Source organism: Acinetobacter sp. H1(2024) (assembly GCF_046557555.1).
GTDB classification, from domain to species: domain Bacteria; phylum Pseudomonadota; class Gammaproteobacteria; order Pseudomonadales; family Moraxellaceae; genus Acinetobacter; species Acinetobacter seifertii.
In genome coordinates, this window is sequence record NZ_JBKGFO010000002.1 from 779,966 (window position 1) to 798,565 (window position 18,600).

General features: G+C 39.2%; 12 protein-coding genes and 1 pseudogene. 6 read left to right on the plus strand and 7 right to left on the minus strand.

All coding sequences use genetic code 11. The features are described from left to right. Positions 1-28 precede the first annotated feature (28 nt). Entirely contained in the window at positions 29-613 is a 585-nt protein-coding gene (locus ACLCEG_RS09395; protein ID WP_410567261.1) for a hypothetical protein, read from the minus strand. Between the two features lie 312 nt (positions 614-925). Here ACLCEG_RS09395 and carA point away from each other — a divergent pair, with 312 nt between their 5' ends. The 5 genes from carA (at position 926) to ACLCEG_RS09420 (ending at position 7,138) form a co-directional block, all read left to right on the plus strand. After that, a complete protein-coding gene (gene carA / locus ACLCEG_RS09400) occupies positions 926-2,065 on the plus strand; it encodes a glutamine-hydrolyzing carbamoyl-phosphate synthase small subunit (RefSeq protein ID WP_410567263.1) in 1,140 nt (379 codons plus the stop codon). 14 nt (positions 2,066-2,079) lie between these two features. Next, positions 2,080-5,310: a carbamoyl-phosphate synthase large subunit gene (gene carB / locus ACLCEG_RS09405; protein ID WP_004699623.1), complete on the plus strand. Its 3,231-nt coding sequence runs from the start codon at positions 2,080-2,082 to the stop codon at positions 5,308-5,310. An 87-nt stretch (positions 5,311-5,397) separates the two neighbouring features. Next, complete coding sequence (greA, locus tag ACLCEG_RS09410; protein ID WP_004699621.1) at positions 5,398-5,874, plus strand: transcription elongation factor GreA; 477 nt, start codon at positions 5,398-5,400, stop codon at positions 5,872-5,874. Positions 5,875-5,945: 71 nt separating this feature from the next. Then, positions 5,946-6,578, plus strand: a complete 633-nt coding sequence (locus tag ACLCEG_RS09415) for a CatB-related O-acetyltransferase (protein ID WP_410567265.1) — start codon at positions 5,946-5,948, stop codon at positions 6,576-6,578. Between the two features lie 122 nt (positions 6,579-6,700). Next, a complete protein-coding gene (locus ACLCEG_RS09420) occupies positions 6,701-7,138 on the plus strand; it encodes a universal stress protein (RefSeq protein WP_004699616.1) in 438 nt (145 codons plus the stop codon). Positions 7,139-7,176: 38 nt separating this feature from the next. Here the strand turns inward: ACLCEG_RS09420 and ACLCEG_RS09425 are convergent, their stop codons facing one another. Both ACLCEG_RS09425 and ACLCEG_RS09430 read right to left on the minus strand, forming a co-directional pair. Further along, positions 7,177-7,923 (minus strand): hypothetical protein, encoded by a 747-nt coding sequence (locus tag ACLCEG_RS09425; protein ID WP_410567267.1) that lies wholly within the window; start codon positions 7,921-7,923, stop codon positions 7,177-7,179. A 24-nt stretch (positions 7,924-7,947) separates the two neighbouring features. Continuing rightward, the gene (locus ACLCEG_RS09430; protein WP_029767333.1) at positions 7,948-8,277 is read right to left on the minus strand and encodes an MGMT family protein; all 330 of its coding nucleotides are present in this window, start codon (positions 8,275-8,277) and stop codon (positions 7,948-7,950) included. A 79-nt stretch (positions 8,278-8,356) separates the two neighbouring features. Between ACLCEG_RS09430 and ACLCEG_RS09435 the strand changes: the two genes are divergently transcribed. Next, a complete protein-coding gene (locus ACLCEG_RS09435) occupies positions 8,357-9,076 on the plus strand; it encodes a metalloprotease (protein WP_410567269.1) in 720 nt (239 codons plus the stop codon). Here ACLCEG_RS09435 and ACLCEG_RS09440 read toward each other — a convergent pair. The 4 genes and pseudogenes from ACLCEG_RS09440 to ACLCEG_RS09455 all read right to left on the minus strand — a co-directional run. Next, positions 9,073-10,797: a CapA family protein gene (locus tag ACLCEG_RS09440; RefSeq protein WP_410567271.1), complete on the minus strand. Its 1,725-nt coding sequence runs from the start codon at positions 10,795-10,797 to the stop codon at positions 9,073-9,075. The two genes, ACLCEG_RS09435 and ACLCEG_RS09440, sit on opposite strands and share 4 nt — an antisense overlap. 2 nt (positions 10,798-10,799) lie before the next feature. Continuing rightward, positions 10,800-12,449 carry a poly alpha-glucosyltransferase gene (locus ACLCEG_RS09445; protein ID WP_410567273.1) on the minus strand — a complete coding sequence of 550 codons (1,650 nt, stop codon included), beginning with the start codon at positions 12,447-12,449 and terminating at the stop codon, positions 10,800-10,802. Positions 12,450-12,597: 148 nt separating this feature from the next. Then, positions 12,598-16,200, minus strand: a complete 3,603-nt coding sequence (locus tag ACLCEG_RS09450) for a beta strand repeat-containing protein (RefSeq protein WP_410567300.1) — start codon at positions 16,198-16,200, stop codon at positions 12,598-12,600. 24 nt (positions 16,201-16,224) lie between these two features. Continuing rightward, positions 16,225-18,600: pseudogene (locus tag ACLCEG_RS09455) on the minus strand (Ig-like domain-containing protein); the annotation flags it as partial.

The following is an 18,600-nucleotide window of genomic DNA, read 5'->3' on the forward strand; positions in this document are numbered from 1 at the left end:
CTTTTTTATTAATTTTATGAAGCTAAACTTAGTTATCTCTTGCTTTGTTCCAAGCTTCAACCGCATTATTTTTAGTGCGTTTCAAACTCTCACTTAAAGAATCTTTATGCTTCAAAGAGATTTGGCTAATGTCACCTTTAAGTTCTTTGGTGACTTTTGTTAAATCTTCAATTAATGCATTAATTTCAGCTTTTAATGTATTTTTCAGTTCATTTAATCCTTCTTGAGACGTATTGAACTGAGCTTTAATCACATCAAGACGTTGTAAAATATCTTGTTTAATCTGAGCAAACTGATTTTGAATGTTTTGGTTAAACTCTTGAGTCTCAGTCTCAATTTTTTCTTCAGTTTCACTCAATACAACTTTTACTTGTTCTTGAGTTTCATTTATAGCTTCTTTAACTTGCGAAGTTGCTTCTTGAGCGACTTCTTTCACCTGTTCTGTTTTTTCAGCTACAACTTCTTTTACCTGCGTCGCTTTAGCACTCACTGCTTTTTTAGCGCGGGTCGTTGTTTTAGCAACAGCTTCTTTCACTTCGGTTACTTCAGCTTTAACAACATCTGCAACTGTAGAAGCGTTTTCAGCTATATCTTTTGAAACTTGATTGCTCATACTATTTCCTCATATTGTTTATTTTTTTCTAACATTACAATAAGTGGAATTAGCATAATTTAACTGCCAGATTGTTAGACAATTTGCCAAAAGTATCAATTTCAGACAAGCGGATGAATATTTTTGCAAAAAGCAAGCAAGGAATTATATTTTTTAATAGAAAACAAATAGACTTTTTAGGGTTCCATGCGTATAATGCGCTGTTAAGTTACAAGCGGGCAGACCGATGAGGAGGGGCATGTTTTTTTAGAACATCGCCTATCTTTTTTAGGTCTACTCGCTTTTTTACAGCCGAAATTCAGGAGCTTTGGTTTGAGCATCCCCGCCATTTTAGCCCTCGCAGATGGAACGATCTTTAAAGGAACGTCAATCGGTGCAACGGGAAGTACGACTGGTGAAGTCGTTTTTAACACAGCCATGACAGGCTATCAAGAAATTTTGACTGACCCAAGTTATGCACAACAAATTGTGACATTAACTTACCCTCATATTGGTAACACTGGTTGCAACGAAGAAGACGTTGAATCTGGTCGTATCCATAAAGTATGGGCGAATGGTTTAATTATTCGTGACCTTCCACTACTACACAGTAACTTCCGTTCTGAGCAGTCGTTAGGTGAATATTTACAAGCGCACAATGTTGTTGCAATTGCTGATATTGATACACGTAAACTTACTCGTATTTTACGTGACAAAGGTGCACAAAATGGTTGCATCCTTGCTGGCGAAAATATTACTGAAGAAGAAGCTATTGCTAAAGCTCGCGCTTTTGGTGGTCTAAATGGTTTAGACCTTGCTAAAGAGTGCTGTGATCCAACAGGTTTTGAATGGTCTGAAGGTTCATGGGTATTAGGTAAGGGCTTTACACAACCTGAGTTAAAATATCATGTGGTTGCATACGATTATGGTGTCAAAACCAACATCTTGCGTATGCTTGCAGACCGCGGTTGCAAACTTACTGTTGTCCCTGCTGAAACTCCGGCTGAAAAAGTATTAGCACTTAATCCAGATGGCGTATTCCTTTCAAACGGTCCTGGTGACCCAGCTGCTTGTGACTATGCAGTCGAAGCTGTAAACACTATTGTTGAAACCACAACATTACCTGTATTTGGTATCTGTTTAGGACACCAAATCTTGGCACTCGCTTCTGGTGCAAAAACTGTAAAAATGAATCATGGTCACCACGGTGCAAATCACCCTGTACAAAATCTTGAAGATGGTACAGTGATGATTACATCTCAAAACCATGGTTTTGCTGTAGATGCAGAAACATTACCGGCTAACTTAAAAGCAACGCATAAATCATTGTTCGATGGCACCTTACAAGGTATCCACCGTACTGACAAACCAGCTTTCAGCTTCCAAGGTCACCCTGAAGCAAGCCCAGGTCCACATGATTGTGCACCATTGTTCGATCATTTCATCGAACTTATCGAAGCATCTAAACAGTAATTACGGAGCGAATAATGCCTAAACGTACGGATATTAAAAGCATCTTAATTATTGGTGCTGGTCCAATTGTTATCGGTCAGGCTTGTGAGTTTGACTACTCTGGTGCTCAAGCATGTAAAGCGCTTCGTGAAGAAGGCTACCGTGTTATTTTGGTTAACTCTAACCCAGCGACCATTATGACTGACCCTTCAATGGCGGATGCAACATATATTGAGCCAATTACTTGGCAAACTGTTGCTCAAATCATTGAAAAAGAGCGTCCAGATGCAGTCCTACCTACGATGGGTGGACAAACTGCATTGAACTGCGCACTTGCACTTGATGAAAATGGCGTATTAGCGAAGTACAATGTAGAACTTATTGGTGCAACTAAAGAAGCGATTGAAAAAGCCGAAGACCGTAAACTCTTCGACATCGCTATGCGCAAAATCGGTTTGGAGTGTCCAAAAGCTGCTATTGCTGAAACCATGGAAGAAGCATTGGAAATCCAATCTCGCTTTGGTTTCCCAGTAATTATCCGTCCTTCATTCACAATGGGTGGTTCAGGCGGTGGTATTGCATATAACCGTGAAGAATTCCTTGAAATCTGTGAACGTGGTTTCGACCTCTCTCCTACTCACCAATTATTGATTGATGAATCATTAATCGGCTGGAAAGAATACGAAATGGAAGTTGTTCGTGACAAAAACGACAACTGTATTATCGTATGTGCGATCGAAAACTTTGACCCAATGGGTGTTCACACTGGTGACTCAATCACTGTAGCACCAGCTCAAACATTGACTGACAAAGAATATCAATTGATGCGTAATGCTTCAGTTGCAGTTCTTCGCGAAATTGGTGTTGAGACTGGTGGTTCTAACGTTCAGTTCGGTATTAACCCGAAAGACGGCCGTATGGTTGTGATCGAGATGAACCCTCGTGTATCTCGTTCATCTGCTCTTGCTTCTAAAGCAACTGGTTTCCCAATTGCAAAAATCGCTGCGAAACTAGCTGTTGGTTATACTCTTGATGAATTGAAAAATGACATCACTGGTGGTGTAACTCCTGCGAGCTTTGAACCAGCAATTGACTATGTTGTAACGAAGATTCCTCGTTTTAACTTCGAAAAATTCCCACAAGCAGAACCAGTTCTTACCACTCAGATGAAGTCTGTTGGTGAAGTCATGGCAATTGGTCGTAACTTCCAAGAATCTGTACAAAAAGCATTACGTGGTCTTGAAGTTGGTGTAAGCGGTTTTGATGAAAAAATCGAAGCTGGTGCAACAAACGTAAAAGAAACGATTTTAAAAGAGCTTAAAGTTCCGGGTCCTGAACGTATTTGGTACGTAGCAGATGCATTCCGTCATGGCTTCTCTTTAGATGACGTATTTGAAGCAACTAAAATTGACCGTTGGTTCTTGATCCAAATTCAAGATATCGTCAACACAGAAGCTCAAGTAAAAACTTTAGGTTTTGGTGACTTAAACGCGGACAACATCCGTTCGTTCAAGCGTAAAGGTTTATCTGACCTTCGTATTGCTCACCTTATGGGCATTTCACAAAAGCAATTCCGTAAACAACGTTGGAACTTGGGTGTTTATCCAGTTTACAAACGTGTTGATACATGTGCTGCCGAGTTTGAATCTGGCACAGCATATATGTATTCAACTTATGATGAAGAATGTGAAGCAAATCCATCAAATCGTGACAAGATCATGGTAATTGGTGGTGGTCCAAACCGTATTGGTCAAGGTATCGAATTTGACTACTGCTGTGTACACGCTGCTCTAGCTATGCGTGAAGACGGTTATGAAACAATCATGGTGAACTGTAACCCTGAGACTGTTTCTACCGACTACGACACATCAGATCGTTTGTACTTCGAACCTGTAACACTTGAAGATGTTCTTGAGATCGTACGTACTGAGAAGCCAAAAGGCGTAATCGTACAATACGGTGGTCAAACTCCACTTAAGTTAGCACGTGCTTTAGAAGAAGCTGGTACTCCTATTATCGGTACTTCTCCAGATGCAATTGACCGTGCAGAAGACCGTGAACGTTTCCAACAAATGATTCAACGTTTACAGCTTCGTCAACCAAACAACAGCATTGTAAAATCTGCTGAAGAAGGTATCTCTGAAGCTGCGAAAGTTGGTTATCCGTTAGTTGTTCGCCCATCTTATGTATTAGGTGGTCGCGCGATGGAAATCGTGTATAACGAAGATGAACTTAAACGTTATCTTCGCGAAGCAGTACAAGCTTCTAACGAAGCCCCTGTTCTTCTTGACCGTTTCCTTGACGATGCAACTGAAGTTGACGTTGACTGCGTATCTGACGGTAAAGATGTTGTGATTGGCGGTATCATGCAGCACATCGAACAAGCAGGTATTCACTCAGGTGACTCTGCGTGTTCTATTCCTCCTTACTCTCTGTCTCAAGAGATTCAGGACGAAATGCGTCGTCAAACAGTGGCTATGGCAAAAGAACTTGGTGTTGTTGGCTTGATGAACGTTCAATTCGCAGTTAAAGGCGATGACGTTTATGTTCTTGAAGTTAACCCACGTGCTTCACGTACTGTGCCGTTCGTATCGAAATGTATTGGTGAATCTTTAGCAAAAGTAGCTGCTCGTTGTATGGCGGGTCAATCACTTGAATCTCAAGGCTTTACTAAAGAAATCATTCCAACACACTTTTCTGTGAAAGAAGCAGTTTTCCCATTTGCTAAATTCCAAGGCGTAGATCCAATGCTTGGTCCTGAGATGAAATCTACAGGTGAAGTAATGGGTGTTGGTAAGACATTTGGTGAAGCATTCTATAAAGCTGTTTTAGGTTCTAATGACCGCTTACCAGGCCTACCAACTGAAGGCGAAGAAAAGATTGCTTTCTTATCTGTCCGTGAATCTGATAAGAAATATATCGCTGATATCGCTAAAAAGTTTGTAGCATACGGCTTCAAACTGGTAGCAACAGGTGGAACTTATAAAGTGCTTAAAGAAGCAGGTTTGGAATGTGAACCTGTAAATAAAGTAACTGAAGGTCGTCCACACATTGTTGACCGCTTGAAAAATGGCGAAATACACCTTATTGTCAACACTACTGAAGGCAAACAAGCTCAATATGACTCTGCAATGATTCGTCGTGCTGCCCTACAAGGCAAAGTGTATTACACAACGACTATCAATGGCGCAGAAGCAGTTTGCCAAGCCTTTGCTGTGAAATTGCCAATGGATGTATACCGCTTGCAAGATTTAACTGTAGGTTAATTTTTTTCCGATAAGTCCCGCCACCTTATCGGTGGCGGGATTTTTTCATTTTTTTAACTGTGTTTTCTCAACTTAAGAGGGACCGAAATGCAACGTTATCCAATGACCCCTGAAGGTAAAAGTGCCTTAGAGAAAGAATTACAACATCTGAAATCTGTTGAACGTCCGCGTATTACTCAAGCGATTGCTGAGGCACGTGAACATGGGGACTTAAAAGAAAATGCAGAATATCATGCTGCTCGTGAGCAACAAGGTTTCTGCGAAGGCCGTATCCAAGATATCGAAGGAAAATTGGGTGCTGCACAAGTCATCGATGTTAAAGACTTAGAACAAAACGGTCGTGTTGTATTCGGTGTTACGGTAACGATTGAAAACCTTGATACTGAAGAACGCAAGACTTATAAAATTGTTGGCGATGATGAGGCTGATTTTAAAATTAATAAAATCTCAGTGAACTCACCAATTGCTCGTGGCCTTTTAGGCAAAAATGAAGGTGATGAAGCAAAAATTATCACTCCTCAAGGTGAAGTTGAATACGAAGTTGTAAGCGTAGAATATCTTTAAGATACTACTCTTAAACCCCTCTTTATGAGGGGTTTTTAATTGCATTAACTCATTTGTTTGGATAGTAAATTATGGATACACCTCTGATTAACTCGCCAGTCCGTCATTGGTGTGAATTTGAGTTTATTTCCAAAACTGTCAAAAATCCGAATATCCATATCAAGGGTAATTATTCTTACTACTCAGCCTATTGGGATCAAGGTTTTGAGCGTTGTGTAGTGCGCTATTTACACGACAAACCCTCTACTCCAGAAAAACCTATTGATCAGCTTTATATTGGTAATTTTGTATGTTTTGGTGCTGAATGCGTGATTATGATGGGTGGTAATCAGCTTCATAGACCAGATTGGATTTCGACTTTCCCCTTCGATACTCGTAGTTTTCTAGCAGCTGGCCACACCATCATTGCAGATGGTTGTTGGATTGGAAGCCGTGCAATGATTATGCAAGGCGTAAAAATTGGTGAAGGTGCAGTTATTGCAACTGGAGCCGTTGTAACAAAAGACGTTCCACCCTATGCAATTGTTGGTGGAGTTCCAGCAAAAGTTATTAAATACCGTTTTCCGACAGAGCAAATAGAGAAACTACTCACTTTAAAACTTTATGATTTAGATGAAAAACAAGTTTTAAAAATGCGTGAATATTTGCAAACCGATGATATCAATGCTTTAACAACACATATTGAAAATTTTAGAGATAAATAAAAAATAGTGCCAAGATTTTCTTGTTTCAATAACACAAATCATTACGAGCTAGAATTTAAATCGTAAGGAAAGAAGTATAAAGTATTGAATAAATAAGCATCATTACAATAAGGAACAATCTCATGTCATATCAGCATATTCTTGTACCAATTGATGGTTCTGAAACTTCTACAGTCGCTATGAAAGAAGCCATCAAGCTCGGAAAAGCATTAAATAGTAAAATTACTATCGTACAAGTGATGGCGCTTGATCCAATTATTGCGGATCTTTATGTGAAGACTGGTCAGACTAATGAATTGATTGAGCGCACAAGAACTTATTTGCTCGATATTTTAGAACAAGCCAAACAACAATTTGTACAAGAAGGGCTTACTGTAGAAACCAAATTACTTGAAGGCTTTGTGGTTCATGAAGAAATAATTCAAGCTGCACAAGACATCAATGCAGATCTCATCGTTATGGGTTCGCATGGCCGTACAGGTGTCCGAAAACTTGTATTAGGAAGTGTTGCACAAAAAGTTTTAGGTGAAAGCCATATCCCTGTTTTGATTGTTCGCTAAAAAAACACCTATCTGGCTTAATTCAGCCAGATAGGCACCTATTTTTTAAAAGGAATAACGTCTTCTCTTGATTGCTCAACCGTTATTGTTTTTTTACTTTTAAAAGCATCCCAAGAATAATTTTTATAATTTAATTGCCATAAATAGTATGGTTGACCAGTATCTTTAAACCTTATGTTTAGAGTCATCCATGCCTCGTCATGACAATGGGGAGATTTCTTATAATCTTGTTCTGAAAAGCATGCACGAATCATTTCACTTGAAGAAAAATTAATATCTTTTAATGCAACTTGATACCGCCCTTTAGGCTTAAGCTCAATAAAATCAGCATTTTCTTCAAAACGTCCTCCTCCAGAGTAACCAGTAAACCAAGTATTTAGCACTGCTATGGCATATTCATTTTTATTGAGTGGGTATAGTGCTGGAAAGATTTTGAGTCCATTAGGACCTAAATCATCAGAATGTGGCTCTTTATTACTATGCTCATAATTTTTAAAGTTCCACTCATTTATTACTGTGTATTGGTTATTCTGCTTTTTAACTTGAGCAATTTGCGGAGTCTCATCTATTAAATAATAAGTCTGATCTTGTGTATTTTTGGGTTTCCACAGCTTAACTTCATCGCTACATTTCTGACTTAACTGCTGACAAATCGAGTGTATTTCTTGTGATGAAGCTTTCACATTTATAAAAGGTTGGGCTGAAATAGCCTGCTCTGCAAAACTCGATTGCACTGTTAAACCTAATAGTAATATGGCTAGACTCTGCCATTTATAATGCTGCATTTGTATTTGTTCTCTTTAATAATTTTAAGGTTGCCATGCGAACTGCTTTAAGTTCACTTTGCCATTCAACAAATAGACTCCTTCATCTTCAAGCTTTAACTGCTGAACATTCTCACCTTTTTCATTAAATCTGCTTAGGCTAATTTTACCTTGTGAGTTAATAACGCGGTACCAAGGCACCTGATGATCTGCTTCAAGATGTTTAAGAACATAACCCACTAATCTGGCATGTTTAGGTAATCCAGCCATACGTGCTATTTGTCCGTAAGTTGCTACTTTTCCATATGGAATTAGAGCGATGACTTCTAAAATTTGTCGATGTAGTTCATACTGAGTTGTCAAAATGGAATCCATAAAAATTGACATCGTTCATATCATATAAAAATTTACTTTAAATCACTTTAGAATAATATGCAGAGACAATGCGATGAATATGAAAAAAACCTTATTGATGATTACAGGAACACTTCTTTGTGCCTCTTGTACAACCACTCCTCCTCAACTAAAGCCAGAGCCATTGATAGAAGAACCTGTTAATAATAGGCCTGTAGTTCCAGTCACTTTCGTTTTTACAACCAACAATCCTTCTGCTGCACGTTTCGACAACCTTGCACAAATGCGAAAAGAAGTTGGTATTTTGAATAAATATTATTTAGATGACCAAGGAAACAAAATATTTAATTTTAAGTTAAATCGTTATATCTCTTATCAAGATTTTTCAAAATTGCACTGCCAACTTGGTAATGAAATAAATCAACCTCACCCTATTTCTATAGGATCTATGCCTGCAAGCGTCAATGCATGCTTTCCTAAGCGCACAGTAAGTAAAGAAGTCATTGTCTTTATATACGATGCTTATTCAAAAAAGTTAGAGTTTAATGATATTACAAGCCGAACATTCCGTAATAATGGAAAGCCTTTTATTTTATTAGACTGGAATAGATTAAATTATAATATACAAGCAGGTAGTATTCATGAAATGGGCCATGCTTTCGGCTTGAAACATGTTTGTGCTCCTAACGCTACCAAAACCACACCAACAAATATTATGGCCAGTGCTGAATGTAAATTAGGTAGTGGTGGTCTAAGAAACTTAGGTTTTACCCCATCACAGCTTCAAACGATTTTATCGAGTTATCAGCAATACCCTTAAAATTTGATCTCAACATACCGTCCTAAGTAATCTTGGGTAGTAATGTAGCGTTCAGAGGTCAGTAAAGATGTCATGTAAGTACTGGCCTTTGAGAAGTCATTAATATCTACTGGATACGGTTGCCAAAAAGTTTTTAAGTTATCCGTATAAATTGGATAAAGTCGAAGCAAATCCTTTGCTAAATCTATTCTGGCAATACAGCCAAATGGCAAAGAATGATGCTGCTCATATTCCCCATCACTATTAAATACAGCATTGCCGATACCCAACACCACTGGCTTTTGGTTGATAAGCTGAATTGGCTGAATAGTATGAGCACCATGACCAATAATCAGGTCAGCCCCAGCCTGTGTAAGAATACCCGCAAGTTTGATTTGCTCTTTTGTAGTAGGCTTAAAGTCGACTCCCCAATGGCAAATAACAATAATTTTATGCTTAGGATGAGCCTGCTTATAACAAACTATTTGCTCAAGTAAGACACCGTTTAAACAAGCGACTCCACTTCTTGACCCTAGCGCATAAAAATCATAATCCAAATAAGCAGTGTCTCTATGCCAGTAACCATTAAAAATCGCATAGTGCTTATTTTCAAAAACTATTTCAAAGTAATTGTGAGCATCTTTTTGGTTGTGCCCAGCACCAATATAGGAAACATTAGCCTCGTCCAATTGTTGTAATGTATAGGTCAGCCCTTCATCACCATAATCTTTAAGATGATTATTTGCTAACACCAAATAATTTAGATGAATGCTTTTAAATTCTTCTAATGTTTTTTTAGCATCGGCTTTTAGAATGAATGGCTTTTTATCTTTTAATAGTGATTGGTTTTCTAGAGAAAAGACTGCTTCAAAGTTAGCTATATTTATGTCATTTTTACCTAAAAATGGCTGTATTTTTTTAAATGAAAAGTGATATCCATATTGTTGTAAAGCATCTGTTTGCCCTCTTGACTTACGCTTTTCGGTATACATTTCACCGAAATAAGTATCTCCAAGAATATTAATAATCCCAGTCTGTGAAATACAACTCTTCGCCTTTACGTGCTCTTCTTGGAAACAGTGATAATAAGGAACCAAATGCTCGAGACGGTGAATGTCATCTAAAAAAGAGAAAAAGCCAATGCTCTGGTTATCCTCAAGATAAGTGATATAAATTTTTCTAAATTGATGGGAGATATATAAAACCGAGGTTAGCACTGGATGAGCAATTAAAGGTGTAATCGGTTGATATACTTTATTTTTAAAAGAAAGTGTTTTGAGAAAGAAAAGGTTGTTTAGCTCGGCTGGATAGCTATAAATATTTTTTGCCAACAAAAATAGATTTTTTAATTGATTAGGTGCTTTTAAAGTTAACTTGTAGTTTTCCGCCCTTTTAGACAAGATCAATTGAGCTTGCTCAACGGAATCAAACAGTATATTGCTTAAGGCATCTTTAACATCATTTGCATGAGTAAAAATTAAGAATTGTAAGAGCTCGACAAATGTATAAGATTCATTTTTTTCTAAACCTAAATTTTGTTCACCAAGTTGCTTAGGCTTTTGCTCAGATACAACATAGGTCTTATTTGCTTCGATGTTTTTTTGTTGAAATTGCTCCAATGCATAATCAATAAGCAATAAAGTTGAAACATCTCCATCAACTTCAAATTTCCAAACCGCATTATCGAAGTTAGTATTATCTAGATGTGCCAATAACTTAATTTCAAAAAGAGAGTAAGTCATACCTACTCTCCTTCGAAATCTTTTACATAAGCAATGTAACCCGATAAGTTATGTTCTTGATCATCTATTCTTACTCTAAAGCGATCATGTCGCACATAAAAAGCATGTAATATTTTATCTGGACGATCCATATACATCGCCATTTCTGGATAGAAAAAACCCGTAGTTTGGAATTCAGCCCGAAATTTAATGAGTTTTTTTAGCTCTGACATATAAGCTTGTTCAAGAAGCTTTTGATGGCCTTGCTCTTTTAATCGATTTACCATTTTATAAGCAGCCATGAGCATTTCTAATAAAGTGGCATAAGTTGTCTTTCTATTTCTTATAAAAATAAAATGTTTTAAATAATTATTTAAACCAAAAATAAAATATTTTTCTTCAGGACATATTTTTGTAAGCTCATTGGTACAATAACTTAACCAATGATCATGATATTTTTCATATCTTTTATGAATAAAATTTTCAAACATTAATTTAACTGTTTCTAATAATCTTTTATCGTGATTTATTTGATATAACCTGAGTAGAGCTAATGCTGCTTCGCCATCGTAATAAATAATTCTAAACTTTTCTTTTAAATCATAGTCTGGATAATTTAACACATGGGTAGTTAATCCATCTGAATCAACTAATTTTAAAATACCATTTGCAAGTTTTTCTGCATATTTTAAATATTCAGACTTTTGGGTAATTTCCTGATATTTCGTTAACATTAAAATAGCTGCTGCGTTTGCACCTAGTTTAATTTCAAATTCCCCTTCTTTACCATCAATCATAAAAGCAGTTGTAAAGTCTTTTTCTTTATAAAAGTGAGTAAGTGCATATTGGATGGCACTTACTATTTTAGGCAAATATTCAGGTTTATCTTGTACTTCGAAAGTTTCTAATAGTGCATAAAGTGATGTGCAATGACGTACCGTATTATAGCTGCGGATATCCCGATCAAAAGCAGGAAAATAGCCATAAATGAATTTGCCATTTTCTTGAATCTGACTGTGCAAAAACGCTGCATTTTTCTCAATAAGCTCTCTAAAATGCTGCTTCTTGTTCTTTACAATACCTCTAATACCATTTGCATCGTAACGGCTTGCTAAATTAATGAATTGTCCATTTTCATAAAAAGTTGCATAGGTATCGAAAGTCCAAACATCTTGCAGCTCTTGTAGTCTAATTTGTGGTTTAGTAGGGTTATGTTTTTGCTTAATTGCATAGTTCAGATTGGTTTCATCAAAAAAATTAGGTTTGTCGTAACTTAAACCTCGAATAATTGCTTTTCCATAGATCTCTTGCTCCAGAAAAACCACTGAACATACTTCATCAAGTGCAATTCCTCTGCGGTAATGATTATTATGAAATTGATGATGAACAAGTTGTTCTAGTTGACTCCAACTTTGTTTTTCTAGGTTGTACGCAACATCAATTTTTATATAGTCTGGAAGTTGATCTGGAGAAAACTGTCTATCAATAAAATCGAGTAATTCTATACTAGCTTGTGAAAAAGCTGTCTTTTCGGTATGCCAGACACTACATCTTTGATGTTTAGGACCAAATGATATAAACAAAATTGTTTCTTCTGGAAGGTCTGAAACATGCTGAACGAAATGTTCCAACCAAAGCTTAAGTTGTCTTTTAAAGTCTAGAAATACCGACACTCGAATTAAATCCCTATTCGTTATTTGTTGTTCTATAAAATTTTCAATACATCATAGCATGAACTCTCTAAAAGCTAAGTTAACGTATTGTTTAAACATAAAAAAAAGAGAACCCTAGGGTTCTCTTTTTTATTTGGTTAATTATCTATTAGTAGATAATTTGACCATTGTTAAGAAGATCATTAAGCGTTAATGATGTTCTAGCTTGATCCAAATGAATCGTCAACAATTGCGTACTTGAATAAGTTAAACCTAAGCCATCACGGTCTACACTAATTGTGGCATTTTGTGTCGCTGCGTCATAGCTTACAGATACATACTGACCAATAGTTAAACTGTTTGGATGAGTAAGTAACAAGTTACTAATATCGATCTTATCAGCTTGACTATCAGTTGCTGTATTACCTACATGGAAATCAGTCCATGTATCTACACCTCCAGCAGTTGTGTTTCCTCCTGTTGGACTATTCACACTAGCAGCAGTCAACGTGTTATAAATCAAGGTATCCGAGCCATTTCCAAGCGTAAATGTATCATTTGCTGCCGTACTTACAGCTAGACTATTCAATTCTTGACTTAAGTTGATGGTTAATGTGCTAGTTGACTCTGCACCAGTCACCGATACGAGTTTGTAGTTAATCGTATCAATCGTAGCATTTGCCGCAGTATCAAGAGCTTTATAGTAGTACGAACCGTCATGGTAGAGATACAACGTACCTTCGCCAGTATTGATCGCCTGACCAGCAGCAATTTGGTAATTTCCAGGTGTAACTTCAACATATAGTTGAGAAGCAGCTGAAGTATCTGCAACTCCACCAGTTGTATCGCCTAACAAGATATTACCGTGAATCCAATCAGATTGACCATCAGGTGTATAAGTATCTAGATGGGTTGTTTTGGTCGTTACAACTGAGTCAAGTGACATATTACCAATTGGAAGTAAGCTAGATAAGCTAAATACCACTCGATAAGTACCAGCAGATAAATGAGATACGTCAGCCGAGTATGCTGGTGCGCCTAAAACTCCTGCCAAAGCGGTCGAAGAACCTGAGTAAACTGTATCAACCCACGCTCCGCCAACAAATTGTTGGATCTTATATCCAGTCGTTGGTAAAACAGACAGGCTTAAAGACGCTAAATAGTTCAACTGAACATGTACATCAGTAACAGTATTAGCTGCAACAACAAATTGGTTCGATGTCACTGTACTACTTAAAACTGGAGGTAATGTACTAAGCGATACGTTACCACTTGGTACGTCAACAACAGCATCCGTTACTTGTTTCATACTAACAGTTGCATGATTAGTATCAGCATTTGCTAGAGGTAACGGAATTACCGCATCTGCACCAGGGTTAGCATTATTCCAAGTCACATTCACATCTGGAGAACCAATTTGGATATGTAATGTTGCTGTGCTTGTTATACCAGTTACAGGATCAGTCACGGTATAGGTAAAGTTATCAACTTTTCCGATATTGTGTGTGTTCGCTGTAGCTTGATAACTATAAGTACCATCAGCATTAATAGTTAACGTACCATAAGCACCTACAATAACTGTCGATGTACCTACATTTACAGCAGCTGTATTACCAGTTGCAGACGATACCGAAGTCACCACTGTCGTCGTTGTAATATAGTCTGGTGTATAATTTGGTCCATATACAGCCGAGTTATCATCTGAAAGAACATTGCCTGTAACCGGAGTTACAACCAAATTAGGTACTTGAGTAATATCACCATTATTCAAGGTAATACTAGCATTGACACTACCAAGAGCTGTAAGAAGCGTATTACTTTCCATAAACAGCTCATAGCTGCCAGAACCTAAATTATCAACTTTGAATTTCACTACAGAGCCAAAGATACCTAATAGGTCAAGCACTCCTGAACTTGCACTATCTGCAATTACTGTACGAGTACCGTCTGGATTTACTCGTGTTAATACCACATGTAAACCATCAACAACCGTAGCGACTGAGCCAAAATTAACTGAGATGATAGCCTCAGATACATTTCCTGCAGCAACATTAAAGGTTGCTGTACCTTGTTTAGAACCAACAACAACTCCACCTACACCGAGTAACCAGTTATAGCTAATCGCGTTATTAAAGACTTGTTGTGTTGTTGGGTAAACCATATCAATGGCTGCCGAAGCAACATTATCCATTGCATGAATAGGTACCTGTCCTGTAATCACTGCTGGTTGTGATGGATCTGCTGGATTCCAGGTCATAGCAACTTTGTTACTATCCAAGTGGACATACAATGTAGCTTGAGACGTGTTACCTGTCGCAGGGTCTAACAATGTATATGAGAACTTATCAACTTTACCAAGGTTGAGACCATTTGCATTTGGTGTATAGGTATAATTACCATGTTGATCAATGACCAACGTACCATAGGTACCAACAATTGTAGTTGTACCAGCGGCATTCACAGTACTGCCATTCACTGCTGAGATCACGGCACTATTGCTTGCCGCATCTACAGCCCCATTAATGCCAGCGTCTTTAATGACATTGCCAGAGATCGGATCAACTGTATATCCAGATACAACATATGGGTTATACACATCCATTTTACCTGTCAGTGTTCCACCAATACCCACACCTAATAGACCACTGTAACCTACAAATGCACGATATTGACCAGAATCTAAACCATCAATGACTGCTGTTGGAGTACCTCCTATTAAAGATAAGCTAACTAAAGTCGCTTGTGGGTTAGTTCCGCCAATCGATACCCATTTTCCTGTTGCCGTGTCGTATTTTTGGACAACAATCGAATAGTCATTCAACACACCCGCATTGAGCAGACCACTAAATGTAAATGTCACATTGCTTTGGCGATCGGCATCAACATTAAATGCAACTGTTGAATTACCAAGAAGTTGTAAATCTAAGCCACCTAACGATACTGCAGCGACATAACTTGCGCTACCAAGTGCTACATCATGTGCAACAAGTAAAGATTGTGGGTTAATGTCTGCAACCGCAAGGTTATCTGCGGCTTTAACAGAACTTAACTGGATGTTAAGAGCTGCTTGAGCCATATCACCTGTAACAGAATCTTTTAAGGTATATACAAAGTGATCTACCTTTCCAATTCCAGCAGCATTTTGATTTGGAGTATAAGTATATGAACCATCAAGGTTAATCACCAAAGTACCATACGTACCTTGAATGACTGTACCATTTGCTAGAACAGGTTGATTATTAACTGCATTTATAACTGTATTTGGAGTTACAACATCAGCTTGTCCACTTGAGTTAAGGTCTACGATCACATTTCCATGGGCATTTTCTGTATAGAAACTACCGATTTGAGTTGTGTCATAAACATCCATCGTAGCGTTTAAAGTACCGAGTAAACCAATACCTGCTAACCCGTTATAAGTCATGAATGCACGATATTGTCCTTGCTCAAGTCCATCAATAACCACACCTGGTGTAGAACCTAACAAAGTGAGATGAAGAATATCTGCTTGACCTCCACCATATATAGAAGTCCATTGCCCAGTCGCTGTATCAAATTTCTGTACAACTAATGAGTAATCAGATAGAGCATTAACACCAATTAAAGCACTATAGGTGAATTTTGCATTACCTTCTTGGTTTGCAGCAACATTGAAAGTAACTGCATCTGAACCAAGCTGCAAGTTGAGACCAGCCAGTGATACAAGCGCCAAGTAAGTTTTACTACCAAGAGCAGCATCATGTGCAATTAGTAATGGTTGTGGAGCAAGCACAGCTGTATCAAAGTTGTCATATGCAATGATGGAAGAAGTTGTAAGCGTATAAGTTTGAGTAGCTTGTAAACTACTACTATTTCCAGCAGCATCCGTAAAGGTTGCTTTCGCATCAACTGTTAAATCGACATCTGCTACGAGTTGACTACCTGGAACACCTATTGTCCATGTTCCATTGGCAGGATTTACCACAGCGGTGTAGTTCGTACCATTAACATTAACTACAACTGTAGTAACAGCTGCATCAGCAGGAATAGTTACTTTACCTGTGATATTTACTGTTCCAGCAGCCTCCGTTGGATTAATAACGTTATCACCAGTGATTGGATCAATCGAAAGAGCAGCGGTAGTAATATCTGGTGGAGTCGTATCGACTGTCAACACACCTGTGCCTGTACCGACATTACCAGCAGGGTCTGTCGCTGTCACAGTCACTGTATGTGGACCATCCGTCAACACTGGAAGCGTGTTGTCTGCAAGCGTCCAAGTACCATTGCCATTATTCACGGCATTATAGTTAATACCATCTACAGTCACTACTACTTTCGCAGTCGGATCGTTCACGGTACCAGTTAATGGCGGTGTATTGTCATTCGTCAATACATTATTAAGAGCTACTAACGGTGCAGTGGTATCGATCGTCAATACTCCACTGCCTATACCAACATTGCCCGCAGGGTCTGTCGCGGTCACAGTCACGATATGTGGACCATCGGTCAACACTGGCAGTGTATTGTCTGCAAGTGTCCAAGTACCATCACCATGGTTCACCGCTGGATAGCTTACACCATCCACAGTTACCACCACTTTCGCAGTCGGATCGTTCACCGTACCCGCTAATGGCGGTGTATTGTCATTGGTTAACTCAGCAGTCACAGTCACAGTTGGTGCAACTGTATCTACCAAAGCACTACCTGGTAATGAAGTATTGCCTGCAGGATCGGTCGCAGTTGCTGTCACTGTTTGACCATTGGTCAAGTCGCCTGGATTTGGCACAGTCCATTTACCATCAGGACCTGCAACCACAGTTGCTGTTGTACCATCCGGGAAGCTGACTTTTACAGTCGCACCTGGTTCTGCTGTACCTGCAATCGGGTTAGTTGCATTGATTGGATCAATCACTGGTGCACTTGGTGCAGTGGTATCAATCGTCAATACCCCAGTGCCTGTACCGACATTGCCCGCAGGGTCTGTCGCGGTCACAGTCACCGTATGTGGACCATCGGTCAACACTGGCAGTGTATTGTCTGCAAGTGTCCAAGTACCATCACCATGGTTCACCGCTGGATAGCTTACACCATCCACAGTTACCACCACTTTCGCAGTCGGATCGTTCACCGTACCCGCTAATGGCGGTGTATTGTCATTGGTTAACTCAGCAGTCACAGTCACAGTTGGTGCAACTGTATCTACCAAAGCACTACCTGGTAATGAAGTATTGCCTGCAGGATCGGTCGCAGTTGCTGTCACTGTTTGACCATTAGTCAAGTCGCCTGGATTTGGCACAGTCCACTTACCATCAGGACCTGCAACCACAGTTGCTGTTGTACCATCCGGGAAGCTGACTTTTACAGTCGCACCTGGTTCTGCTGTACCTGCAATCGGGTTAGTTGCATTGATTGGATCAATCACTGGTGCACTTGGTGCAGTGGTATCAATCGTCAATACCCCGGTGCCTGTACCCACATTGCCCGCAGGGTCTGTCGCGGTCACAGTCACCGTATGTGGACCATCGGTCAACACTGGCAGTGTATTGTCTGCAAGTGTCCAGGTGCCATCACCATGGTTCACCGCTGGATAGCTTACACCATCCACAGTTACCACCACTTTCGCAGTCGGATCGTTCACCGTACCCGCTAATGGCGGTGTATTGTCATTGGTTAACTCAGCAGTCACAGTCACAGTTGGTGCAACTGTATCTACCAAAGCACTACCTGGTAATGAAGTATTGCCTGCAGGATCGGTCGCAGTTGCTGTCACTGTTTGACCATTGGTCAAGTCGCCTGGGTTTGGCACAGTCCACTTACCATCAGGACCTGCAACCACAGTTGCTGTTGTACCATCCGGGAAGCTGACTTTTACAGTCGCACCTGGTTCTGCTGTACCTGCAATCGGGTTAGTTGCATTGATTGGATCAATCACTGGTGCACTTGGTGCAGTGGTATCAATCGTCAATACCCCGGTGCCTGTACCCACATTGCCCGCAGGGTCTGTCGCGGTCACAGTCACCGTATGTGGACCATCGGTCAACACTGGCAGTGTATTGTCTGCAAGTGTCCAAGTACCATCACCATGGTTCACCGCTGGATAGCTTACACCATCCACAGTTACCACCACTTTCGCAGTCGGATCGTTCACCGTACCCGCTAATGGCGGTGTATTGTCATTGGTTAACTCAGC